Genomic DNA, 11302 nt, shown 5'->3' on the forward strand with positions numbered 1-11302 from the left:
TAGTCGGCATCTGCAAAAGCATTATCCGCAATCACTGAATGGGTTTATGAGCGAGAGTAATAAAAGCAGGTTAGGGCGGTGATTGGCCCCTTTTCTGGGGCCACAATTAATAACTATTTCGTCAGGTTTTTGATGTTTTCATCAATGCGCGCCTGCAGAAAGCGCAGCGTTTCCGCAGTGATTTGCTCCGGGAATATATCGGCCGCTTTGCTGGCAAAGCCAGACGCAACAGAACAATAGTGATCGATGATGTCGCCTGCCTGTGAGGGCGTGAGATTGGTTTCCTGTTGTCCCAGAGCTAAAAGATGTGTGCGTTTAATATCCAGCGCTTCACCCATCACATCCATTTGATGATAGCCACCCGGACCTTCGCAATAGGTGACGTCATAGGCCGGTGCTAACTGCCATTGCCCGCTGGCTGACATGATCCAGGCAAAGTTTTTAGGATGATCGTCTCGATTATTGAAAACAACGTTGAACACCACTCTTTCAAATGCGCGCGCTTTTTCCCTGACATCATTGGTGCAGAGCTGGGTGGCGCGCAGAAAGTTGGTGCAATCCAGTGCGCCGGGTGACTGGTAGTTTGCGCCGGTAAACGCCGCCAGACTCTGCATGGGAACGCGCATCCCGTCTTTTCGATCAAAACGCCGTGAAGCGAAAGCCGCCTGACCATTGGGCAAGGCAAAATAAGCGGTATCTGGCGTGCTGATGTTGCATTCATGCAGACACTGCGCATAAGCAGCCTCAATGGCACATACCTCAGGATGTTCCTGCCGCGCCGGAAACTTTATCAACCAGGCTTCTAACTCTGCTGAAGCCGCCGTGGTGAAACCACCGCTGATAGGATCGCGATAAAGCAGGGCTTTAGGTCTTGCACCCTGTGGCGAGCCGCCCATTTGTAGCAATCGCTGCAGAAATTCTCCGCCTTCGCCGTCCAACACCTGCTGTACTTCAGCCGAGAGTTGGTCCAGCGCAATGTCATCAGCTCGTTCATCAGCTTCAGGTTGCGACGGTTCAAATGACATCGCGCCCATCGCGTTGTTGCCTACATAAGTTAACCGCTCTAACGGGCCGATACGTGCGGCATTAAGCCCACGCTGGCGGAACAGGCGATCCATCAGCAACATACCCCAACCATCGGGTAATGCATCATAGACCGGGCCGGGCAGGCCCAACTGATGAGCAGGAAAGTCTCTGCGCAATCGCGGACCTTTCAGAGGCAAAGTAAAGGAAGCGAGTTCCAGACCGCGACGAGCTGCCGCTTCACTGTATTCAAACATAATCACCGGACGACCGGTAAGGGCGGTCGAAGAGACCAGCGTTCCCCAGTGAAAGTGTTCGCCCCAGCCGTCGTACCAGACATCGACTTTACTCACCATCAGCGTTGCTCCTTTTCACCCGCTTGCGGCCGGTGTTTTTTTCGTAGCGAAGCAGGTCATCGAGGCTATCGATCTGCGGGGCAAACAGCGCTTCCAGCTCGTTAACGCGACCGAGCACCATCGCCACTTTCACCAGGTTTTCAAAGCCGACGTTACGACCCGCTTCCAGATTGGAGACCGTATTCACGCCAATTCCCGCTCTGGCCGCGACATCCGCTTGGGTCATCCGCTGTGCGAGACGATCTTTACGTAACCGTCCACATAACAGCTTGACGATTTCTTCGGGTTTAGTGAGGGTTAAATCCAGCATATTGTGGCTTATCGTCCAAAAATGACTTTAACACCCAATATTATAGAGTTAATAATCTCAATGGGCGAGCTGTTGTTCCAAAAAGGCGATGAACGCTCTTACCTTTGAATTTAGCGCCGAACGCTCGTTAACACAGGCATAAATATTCATTGGCAAGGCCGCAACCTCGCTTTTCTCTCCTTGATCTGAGTGGAACAAAGCTATGAGTTGGCCACGCTCAATCAACGGTTGAGCGATAAAACTGGCCAGCCGGGCGATGCCTCCACCGTTTTCGGCGATTTTCGCAATGATATCAATATCATCACTGACGAACTCTGGGTTTAGCTTTGCGCTCACCGGCTGGCCGTTAACCATAAACGTCCACGGAAGAAAGCGTCCGTCGGTCGGATAGCGGAAAACCAAACAAGCGTGCTGGCTCAGCTCTTCAGGCGTTTTAGGAATACCCGCGCGCGCCAGATAAGCGGGTGCCGCACAGAAGATAAAGGGTAGCGAGGCAATTTTGCGGGCGATCAGTTGATCGTTTAGTTGCGCCTCAATACGAATACTGACGTCGACGCCTTCTAAACGGTGATCAACATTGCGGTCGGTACTGATCAGTTCGATATCAATATCCGGGTAAGTTTGTTTAAAAGCGGGCATCAGCGGGGCAAGAACGTGTCTGCCAAAAGCAGCTGTAGTGGCGATGCAAAGTGAGCCCTGCGGTTTGGTTTCAATCGCCGCAGCCTGCGAGGCAAGGTCAATGTCCTGGGGAATATGTCGGACTTTTTCAAAGTAGCGTTTACCGCTCTCGGTTAACGTCATACTGCGGGTGGTGCGTGATAACAACCGCACTCCTAGATGTGTCTCCAGACGTGAAACGCTCTGGCTGACCGCCGCTGGACTCATTCCTTTCGCGCGCGCGGCGGCGGCAATGCTTCCGTTCTCCACTACGCGGATAAAAGTGTTAATCAGTCCCAATAAGTCCATATATCCCTCAATGCATGATTCGTAATCTTTATTTAATAATGATTAAAGCAACAGTGTTCTACCCGCATCATGATTCGCTTGATAAGTTAGCGGCTGTTTTGCTTAAACTTACTGAATAGGATAGCGCTATGACAGCAGAAACCGGTAAGAATACCGCACGTATACGCCTGCCAAAGCACGTTTCACCTTATATCTTTGCGCTTTACATGGCGACCATCATGGCGTTTTTAATGAGCTTAGTCATCACCTTCGCCGAATTTGGTATCGGCCCGCATTATATGGAAAATGTGATGAATGCATATCAAGTTGCAATGCCAGCAGCTTTTGTTTGCATACTGGTAGTGCGCCCGATTGTGGTCCGGTTAGTTGGGTTGACGGTGCATGGTCATTGAGGGGGTTGTAGCTCGCTCGCGTCACTCCTCATTGAGCGCATACAACTCTGTTTTGCAAAAAGTCGATGAACGCTCGTACTTTTTCCGGCACATGGCGAGTGTTGGGGTAGATCGCATAAATCCCCTGGCGGGGAAAATGATGATCTGGCAGTAATTGGATTAAATTCCCCTGGCGCAACTCTTCCTTAACAAGCCAGTCAGGTAAGAGGGCAACTCCAGCCCCTCCAAGAGCAAAAGCCAGGAGTGATGCAGCATTGTCGGCCATGATTGTGGCAGGACTATGCACGTTGAAAATCACGCTTTTACCTGATGGAGTTGTAACTTGCCAGCTCAACGGTGCTGACAGACGGCTATGTGCAATCCATTTCGCATCAGCAAGTTGCTCCAGAGTGGTAATGGGATGTACTTCCATCGTGTTGAGATAGTCTGGGGAAGCCACGGGATAAATATCGAAGCGATCGATGAGCCGTGCATGGTGACTTGAATCGGCAAGTTGGCCAAGCCGGATTGCCACATCAAAACGTCCAGAAATAAGGTCGTCATTCTTTGATGACGAGACTTGTTGAATACGCAGTTGTGGATGTCTGGATGAAAATTCTGCCAGTGCGGGCACAACCACTCGCGGTCCATACTCGGGTGTGGTGGTGATGCGTAGTAGACCAATTAATCCGGAATGATCGCTGCGGACTTCATCAAGGACGCGCTCAGCATCCTGCAGGAGTTGCCGGCAACGCTGATAAAATCGTTCTCCGCTATCCGTAACAGACACTCGTCGCGTGCTACGAGTCAGCAATGAGACACCCAGCTCTCCTTCAAGCTGTTTTATATTGAAGCTGACCACCGCTTTAGTCAGCCCCAGCGTATCTGCTGCTCTGGTGAAACTACCGGCTTCTGCCACTGCAACAAACATCTCAAGACGCTGCAGATTAATCATCAATTACTCCCATTAGAGAATCTGACTGTCAAAATATCTTTGACAGTGTAACAACGGAATACGCATTTATCCTGATAATTAATGCTCCTATAATTCGCGCATTATGCTGTTTTGATGAGAAAAAGATGACTTATCGTGTGCGTGTGGGCTGTGTGTATTTGCTAGGGTTTTTTATCGACCTGGTAAACATGTTTATCGCCAATGTTGCTTATCCTGAAATTGGTCGTGAGTTTGACTCGCCGGTGAATCAACTGGCGTGGATAAGTAACAGCTATATTCTGGCGATTACGCTGGTAATACCGCTCAGCAGTTGGCTGTCTAAACGTTTTGGCACTAAGCGCCTGTTTATGGTTTCCCTGATGATTTTCATTATTGGGAGTTGTGGCGTGGGGTCGTCTTCATCGCTAGTACAGTTGATTACCTGGCGAGGGATACAGGGAATGGGCGGTGGAATGTTGATTCCTCTGGGGCAGACAATGACCTATGCGTTGTTTAAAAGTCATGAACGCGCACGATTATCTTCTGCTGTGATGTTAGTAGCATTACTTGCGCCAGCACTTTCGCCAGCTATCGGAGGGATATTGGTTGAAAGCATCAGCTGGCGCTGGGTATTTTTTGCAAGTGTACCGCTGTCAGTGATCGCACTTGCATTAGCCGCATGCTGGCTTAAATCAGAACAACGTAGCGAAAATCATGAGAGCCTGGATGTAGGAGGTTTGATCGGCGGTTGTACAGGATTGACCTTGATACTACTTGGACTGACGTATCTTGGTGAATCTCAGCATTTCCAGCAAGGTGGTCTACTGCTACTGATGGGCACATTCATCATGGCGGGATACGTATGGAATGCCATGCATAAAACCCATCCTCTCCTAAACCTGCGTCTGGTAAAAGATCCTCTCTTACAGACAGCGATCCTGATTTATCAGTTCATACCGGGTTTATTCATGGGAGTGAGTATGATCGCCATGCTCTACCTGCAAAACCAGCTTGGCATGCATGCCTCATTAGTCGGAGCCATGATGCTACCATGGTCACTGGCATCGTTTGCGGCGATCTCGTTGACCGGCAAAAAATTCAATACATTGGGGCCACGCCCGTTATTTATTTCGGGTTGTCTGGTTCAGGCGACAGGCATTGGGCTGCTGGCCATGTCAGGGCATGATGCTGATGTCGTGATATGTATATCGGCCTTCACACTGATGGGATTCGGTGGGAGTTTATGCAGTAGCACGGCTCAAAGTTCTGCTTTCATTCAAATAGCAGAGAATGAACTTGCTGATGCAAGTGCCATTTGGAATATCAATCGTCAGCTCAGCTTCTGTCTGGGTGTTACCCTCATTAGTCTGTTATTTAACGTTATAGCCGACACCGGGGTACCAATATACCAAGCCTATCATCTGTGTTTTGTCATAGCAGCATGCAGTGTAGTTGTACCCATAGTATGTTGTTTTCGCATAGCTAACCAGGACGTTATATTTATTTTAAAACAGGAGCATAAATGAATCGTTATTTTAAGGAAGTAATGGATGCGCATGAACTGATCCGCAATTGGCTGGGGAATTCAGCAGCGGATGATAAGGTTTGCGAGAATTTACTCGCTCGATTTAGTCCAGCGTATTCGATGATGACGACGGGTGGGGCATTACTCAACATCAACCAATTGAATAGTTTCTTTCGCACTCAGCGTGGCGCACGACCGGGCCTTAATATTGAAATCACTGATTTGCAGATTGTTGCTGAGAGTGAAGGTGGGGCAATCGTAACCTATAAAGAACGGCAGAAAATTTGCGAGCAGGCAGCCACACTTCGTTTTTCGACAGTAATATTTGAACTAAATCAGGATGGCTCGGTTATCTGGCGGCATCTACACGAAACATCGATGCATCTCGATTAAGTCCTATTTTCATTAGGTTAGTGCTGTCATTTTAGATGATGGATTCAAGAGTCTGTGATGGCCTGTTTTCCTTAAAAACTTCTCGCTCGAAATTTATGTTAAATGATGTGCTAGTCAGTGCTGAGTTATTTGCAAGATGAAAGGGCATATCCGATTCTTATTGCCTGTAATGATGCCAACGAGGTAATCGTGTCTATATTAAGAATCGATCATGTGCATATCTATGTAAATGACATCGCGGAGGCAGAGGTCTGGTATAAGGATGTACTGGGATTCATACGCGATGAGTCATTGCTTTTCTGGTTTACTCAGGGCGGTCCGTTAGTACTCAAAAATAACGAAGCAGCGCTTTCACTTTTTGAGAAAAAGGATCGTTCACCGGGCCACACCGTGGCCTTCAGCATAAAACCGAGCTATTTTTCTGAGCTGATGAAATTACTTTCATTACGGTTGATCCCTTTCACCGTTAGCGATCATCAGATCTCAATGTCTGTTTATTTTGAAGATGTCGACGGAAATAAAATTGAAATGACCTCCTATGAATATCTTGAAGCTAAAGAGAATATACAGTCCTATTCGGCTACCTTATGCTTACTTACCGTGAAAATGAAAAAGGAATTATCCAGTGCGTACCCGTGATTCGGCTCGTTTGCTTATTATCAATTCTCTCAATCAGGTTTTATTATTCAGATTCAGGCATGAAAATGATGCGCTGGTAGGTAAAGCATACTGGGCCACCCCCGGTGGAGGCGTGAAATCAGGAGAGACTTTTGAGCAGGCAGCAATCAGGGAGCTTAGTGAAGAAACAGGTATCTATGTTGATGATGTGGGGCGGCCGTTAACGGAGAGAACTTTTGAAATGGCTCTACCCAGCGGTGAGGTGGTTCTGGCAAATGAGCGATTTTATTTAATTAAAGTCGCTGATGAAGAAATCAGTACCAGCGGATGGACTGAAAATGAAAAAACAGTCATTGATGATTATCACTGGTGGAATCTGGTTGAACTGCGGAATACTGAAGACGTAGTTTACCCCTCAAATATTCCTGATATCTGCTCAATGCCGGATCAGCTAGCTATCAAGTGACATTATCAAATAATACCAAATATCGGGTTTAGGTTGGTTTTAAACATCCGCATCTCCCAGGCGGACAACTATTGGGGTTCTACATATTGTCTATCCATATTGATAATGTCACCCTGATTTCCCATTTTTAAATGTCACTTTTTGTTGTTTGCCAATGAAGAGAAAAGGGCAGCGAGCTCATTTTTTCAGGCTGGATTTGAAAAGTGACGGATCAGCCAGAACCGGATTGATTGCCCTAAGTTGTTCCTGAACCTGCGCCCGTCTTTTAGGCATATGACGGCTGCGTTTTCTTTTTCCTGCTGCTTCCAGTTCATCCTGCTTTTCCTGCGCCAGCTTCAGCACTGCGCCGAGCCTTTTATTGTCAACGATGCGCCCCTGGCTGATGCACTCCAGCTTATCGAACATCTGATATTCCAGAATTCTGCTGCCGTGGCGGAATGCGAGCGTACCGTCCGGGTAATCAAAAGCAATGATTTTTTCCCCGGCAATACGTGAGTTTTCCTCCGTAGGTTCAACCAGATATAAAATTTTATCGTACTGAAAAGTCAGTGATTTTGAGAGCGTACGCAGCGTCTGCCAGGCGAAGATATCGTCCAGCTCCTGACCGCTCTCCGAGACGGTGCGGTGCAGGTTTTTCGGATATGTTGCCGGCCTGCCGAAGCGGCGGTTGAAGTCACTGATGAATGTCTCAAGCCAGGCATTCGCGTTATCAATGCCGGAAATGTTCTCGAGCCGCATCTCCTTAACAAGCCGATCCTGAAGCGTAAGATTGGCGCGTTCGACGCGGCCTTTAGCCTGCGAGCTGTTGGCACAGATAAGGTCGATGTTCAGGTCGTGCAAAGCACGTCCGAACTGCGTCATGCCGGTACGGCGTGTTTCTGCCTGGCTAACGCGAAATACCGCGTGCTTATCACTGTAAAACGCCACCGGCTTGCCGTGCTTGTCGATGTAATTGCGCGTGGCCATCATGTAATCAAAGGCCGATTCACTCTGGCAGAAGCGCAGGTGCATCAGACGACCGGTCGCGTCATCGATGTAAACCAGCAGACAGCATTTTGGTGCGCGGCCTTCGAACCAGTCATGGTGAGAGCCGTCGATCTGGATAAGTTCGCCAAGACAATCCCGCCGCTGGCGTGGCTGATAAATCCGGGGCTGACGGCGAGCGTGCGGGATCCAGAGTCCGTCAGCAATCATCCAGCATCGCAGCGTCTCAACGGAGACAGCGATCCCGTGACGCTCCTGAAGCTTTTCTACGGCAAGTGTGGGCCCGAAACCTACGTAATTTTCACGTAGCAGCGTCAGTATCTGGCAGTGCAATGCATCATCAATCCGGTGAGTGCCTGGTTGACCGCGACGCGCGTTAGTCAGCCCGACAGCGCCGGACTCGCGATAGCGGTTCATGAGCCGCTGAACCTGACGCTCGGTAAGATCAAGCTGGGAGGCCGCATCACGACGGCGCAGACGCTTTTCGATGACAGCCTGAATGACGGGAAGGCGGTGAAGTTCTTTGTTCGACATGGTCACCAGCATCAGCAGAGATCTCCCAGAAAAGGTGGCAAAAGCGCCATATCTGGGTGACATTATGAACTAGCTAAAAAGTGACATTATCAAATAGCACTCACATAAGTAGTACGCATAATCATGATTATGTTAAATGAAGTATTTAAGCGCGCACTCAAATCACTATCAGCCCATCACCTGCCTTCAAACACCTCATTCACCAACAATCCGTAACCAGCGATAATTCTGGCAACGGACTGTTGAACTAATTCCCTGCCGGTTTTGCAGCTTCGCCGATGGCGGCGCTACATGAATTCTTAGCAATTTGCAGCACTGCGACTGCGGTAACCGGTTTTCTGTCATTGCCTGCCGATTCAGCCAACAAGGCTCTCTAACGGAATATGGAACTGTTTATGCAGATTACGAATCATAGGTAGCGTTAGCTCGCGTTTACGGTTTAACACTTCATAGACGCGATTCTGACGACCAATTGCCGGAGCCAAATCTTTTGCTGTCAGCCCCATCTGATCCATACGGAATTTAATAGCTTCAATTGGGTCAGGTGGTGCAATTGAGTAATGCTTTGATTCATAGTTTTCAATAAGCAGACACATTACCTCAAAGAGATCGCTTTCAGGTGAGCCCAGCACGGGCTCATTATCAAACATAGGCTCTACGATGCGGAGCGCCTCTTGATAATCCTGCTCGGTTTTAATCGGTTTAATATTCATGTCAGGGCTCCAGTGTTACTGTATTGGCGTCTATCCTGTCGTATTCTTTATGCGTACCGATAAACTTAACGAACAACCTTTTATGAGCATAAGCAACGGCAACAATTAAACGGTAGTCGTTACCTTTTATGTTAAATACAACGCGACTGTTTTTTAATATACTCGCTGTTCCGTACTGCGTCTTTATATCTGCCGGGGTATGCCAGTCGGCCTTTTTAACTTCATCTACCCAAGCGCGTAACGGTTGTTCTGAATCAGGATGAACCGTCCAAAAATCCTTTAATGGTGCGAGTGCAATGATGTTCATGCAAACATAGTAGTCCCAGCGCGGGATATTTGCAACAAAAAAATCCCGCACTGGGACTACCATCACCCTTTCAAGTGACGCTCTGATCAAACACCCGCATTAAGGCGGCTGGTAATAATCTCAAGGCCAATCTGCTGGCCGTATGAAAGCTCAAGCGTATTGCCATCAGGATCGGCGAAGAATGCCCAATAACCCACAGGTGCAGATGATTGCTGCGCGGGTCGGCGTAACACGCCTTCGCGTTCTGCCAAAATAACTTTGGCATCAATCTCTTCTTTGCTGTCACACGCAACGCCAATGTGACCAAACGGCCCCAAAGGCGTATCCACCGTGGTTTGAGATTGCACCAGCACCAGTGCAAACGGACGTGTTAAATCAGAAAGCCATGCGACTTTTTGCGCTTCTGCAATGCCTGGTTCACGCTCATGGATCACCTGCATCCCTGCGTAACGTTGATAGAAGTCGATGCTGCGTTCTAAATCTCTGACTTGCAGCGCTATGTGGCTAAAACCAATATCGTGCTGTTCCATATTCCATTCCTGTGAAATCATCAGAACTGGAATATGTCATAAATTGTTGATGGCACTTGTTCATGAATGCCTAAATATGCAGCTCATACACCACGCAAGGCACATCGTAGTGTTGCTCAATCGCTTTGTAGGTCATGCCCAGCCGCTGCATCACCTTTTGCGATGCGGCATTTTCAGGATCGGCTACCGCGACCAGATATTTAACGCCGACATGTTCAACCGCAAACTTAACCATCGCCTGCGCTGCTTCTGTGGCAAAACCTTTACCGTGATAATTAGCATTAAGACGCCAGCCAATTTCCAAAGGCGCACCATCCTGATTAGCTAAATGTTGCAGGCAACACGCACCAACGATTTCGCCAGACTCTTTTTCCCGCATCGCCCACCAGGAAAAACCATATTGCTGCCAGCGCGATTGAACGCGTTCAATACTCGCCAGGGTTTCTTCTGGCGTTTTAACCACGCCATTACTGATATAACGCATAATTTCCGGGTCGTTTTCCATCGCCCGCAGTCCGTCAAAATGCGCGAGTTCAAAGGGTTCCAGCCGCAGTCGGGTTGTTTCTAATTCCATTATTCCTCCGCTTTATGAAGAGCTTGCACTAGCGTCATGGCATACGGTGACGCTTCAGAAATATCCAGCTGCTGCTCCAGCTCAATAAGATGATCGCGCATCAGTTGCTGCGCCTTAGCGGTATTTCCGGCGATCAGTTCATCAATGATGTGCTGATGCTCGTCACACTGACAAACCGGCATCTCGTTACGCTGATACAGCATCACAATCAACGAACTTAACACCATCAAATTGTTGAGAATATCTTCCAGTACTTTGTTATCAGCGATTTTGCCTAACAGCAGATGAAACGCGCCAAGCTGATACACCACGCGTTGACGCTCCTGGCTGTGAATCGCTTCATGTTCTTCTTTTTGTTGCTGCTGCAATTGCACGGCAAACGCCGTCATTTTTTGCGGTGTAATGCAGGCAATTATGGCCGATTCAATGGCATGGCGGGCGGTGAAGATCTCACGCGCGGTGGTGGCTGACGGCTGCGCGACAATCGCGCCGACATTAGGTTCGATGGTGACGATGTGCTGCAACGCCATGCGCTGCAGTGCCGCCTGCACATGGTTGCGATTGGCTTTCAGCGCATCGACAATCTGCGCCTCAATTAAACGCGTGCCGGGGCGCAGCTTGTGCTGGGCAATCGCCATGGTAAGCGACTCATAGATGCGAGCGATCTCTTTTTGTCTGGGGGTTTGCTTCGCGCCCAT

General features: G+C 48.7%; 15 protein-coding genes. 5 read left to right on the forward strand and 10 right to left on the reverse strand.

Annotated elements, in window-relative coordinates:
- Positions 1–113: 113 nt before the first annotated feature.
- Genes ACXIZX_RS21865 through ACXIZX_RS21875 form a run of 3 tightly spaced genes read right to left on the reverse strand, consistent with a single transcriptional unit; the run spans position 114 to position 2655 of the window.
- Positions 114–1379 (reverse strand): type II toxin-antitoxin system HipA family toxin, encoded by a 1266-nt coding sequence (locus ACXIZX_RS21865; protein WP_479405008.1) that lies wholly within the window; start codon positions 1377–1379, stop codon positions 114–116.
- The gene (locus ACXIZX_RS21870) at positions 1369–1689 is read right to left on the reverse strand and encodes a helix-turn-helix domain-containing protein (protein ID WP_479405009.1); all 321 of its coding nucleotides are present in this window, start codon (positions 1687–1689) and stop codon (positions 1369–1371) included. The genes ACXIZX_RS21865 and ACXIZX_RS21870 overlap by 11 nt, the downstream gene beginning before the upstream one ends.
- 57 nt (positions 1690–1746) lie before the next feature.
- Positions 1747–2655, reverse strand: a complete 909-nt coding sequence (locus ACXIZX_RS21875) for a LysR family transcriptional regulator (RefSeq protein ID WP_479405010.1) — start codon at positions 2653–2655, stop codon at positions 1747–1749.
- Positions 2656–2783: 128 nt separating this feature from the next.
- Between ACXIZX_RS21875 and ACXIZX_RS21880 the strand changes: the two genes are divergently transcribed.
- Positions 2784–3047 (forward strand): DUF2798 domain-containing protein, encoded by a 264-nt coding sequence (locus tag ACXIZX_RS21880; RefSeq protein WP_479405011.1) that lies wholly within the window; start codon positions 2784–2786, stop codon positions 3045–3047.
- 28 nt (positions 3048–3075) lie between these two features.
- Here the strand turns inward: ACXIZX_RS21880 and ACXIZX_RS21885 are convergent, their stop codons facing one another.
- The gene (locus ACXIZX_RS21885) at positions 3076–3981 is read right to left on the reverse strand and encodes a LysR family transcriptional regulator (RefSeq protein ID WP_479405012.1); all 906 of its coding nucleotides are present in this window, start codon (positions 3979–3981) and stop codon (positions 3076–3078) included.
- Between the two features lie 125 nt (positions 3982–4106).
- Between ACXIZX_RS21885 and ACXIZX_RS21890 the strand changes: the two genes are divergently transcribed.
- From ACXIZX_RS21890 to ACXIZX_RS21905, 4 genes are all read left to right on the forward strand, one after another.
- Complete coding sequence (locus tag ACXIZX_RS21890) at positions 4107–5486, forward strand: MFS transporter (RefSeq protein WP_479405013.1); 1380 nt, start codon at positions 4107–4109, stop codon at positions 5484–5486.
- Positions 5483–5878, forward strand: a complete 396-nt coding sequence (locus tag ACXIZX_RS21895; RefSeq protein ID WP_179453060.1) for a DUF4440 domain-containing protein — start codon at positions 5483–5485, stop codon at positions 5876–5878. Before ACXIZX_RS21890 ends, ACXIZX_RS21895 begins: the two co-directional genes overlap by 4 nt.
- 117 nt (positions 5879–5995) lie before the next feature.
- A complete protein-coding gene (locus tag ACXIZX_RS21900; protein WP_353621012.1) occupies positions 5996–6517 on the forward strand; it encodes a VOC family protein in 522 nt (173 codons plus the stop codon).
- Positions 6504–6962: an NUDIX hydrolase gene (locus ACXIZX_RS21905; RefSeq protein WP_179453062.1), complete on the forward strand. Its 459-nt coding sequence runs from the start codon at positions 6504–6506 to the stop codon at positions 6960–6962. Before ACXIZX_RS21900 ends, ACXIZX_RS21905 begins: the two co-directional genes overlap by 14 nt.
- Before the next feature lie 177 nt (positions 6963–7139).
- On the opposite strand, the gene ACXIZX_RS21910 is transcribed toward ACXIZX_RS21905, so the two are convergent.
- From ACXIZX_RS21910 to ACXIZX_RS21935, 6 genes are all read right to left on the reverse strand, one after another.
- The gene (locus tag ACXIZX_RS21910; protein WP_479404860.1) at positions 7140–8480 is read right to left on the reverse strand and encodes an ISNCY family transposase; all 1341 of its coding nucleotides are present in this window, start codon (positions 8478–8480) and stop codon (positions 7140–7142) included.
- 356 nt (positions 8481–8836) lie between these two features.
- On the reverse strand, positions 8837–9193 hold the full coding sequence (locus tag ACXIZX_RS21915) for a helix-turn-helix domain-containing protein (protein WP_479405014.1): 357 nt from the start codon (positions 9191–9193) through the stop codon (positions 8837–8839).
- Position 9194: 1 nt separating this feature from the next.
- The gene (locus ACXIZX_RS21920; protein WP_479405015.1) at positions 9195–9500 is read right to left on the reverse strand and encodes a type II toxin-antitoxin system HigB family toxin; all 306 of its coding nucleotides are present in this window, start codon (positions 9498–9500) and stop codon (positions 9195–9197) included.
- A gap of 86 nt (positions 9501–9586) precedes the next feature.
- Positions 9587–10030 carry a VOC family protein gene (locus tag ACXIZX_RS21925; protein WP_312181978.1) on the reverse strand — a complete coding sequence of 148 codons (444 nt, stop codon included), beginning with the start codon at positions 10028–10030 and terminating at the stop codon, positions 9587–9589.
- A gap of 70 nt (positions 10031–10100) precedes the next feature.
- Positions 10101–10604: a GNAT family N-acetyltransferase gene (locus ACXIZX_RS21930; protein ID WP_008106186.1), complete on the reverse strand. Its 504-nt coding sequence runs from the start codon at positions 10602–10604 to the stop codon at positions 10101–10103.
- Positions 10604–11302 (reverse strand): GntR family transcriptional regulator, encoded by a 699-nt coding sequence (locus ACXIZX_RS21935; RefSeq protein ID WP_008106189.1) that lies wholly within the window; start codon positions 11300–11302, stop codon positions 10604–10606. The genes ACXIZX_RS21930 and ACXIZX_RS21935 overlap by 1 nt, the downstream gene beginning before the upstream one ends.

It is taken from the genome of Candidatus Pantoea symbiotica, from assembly GCF_056491525.1.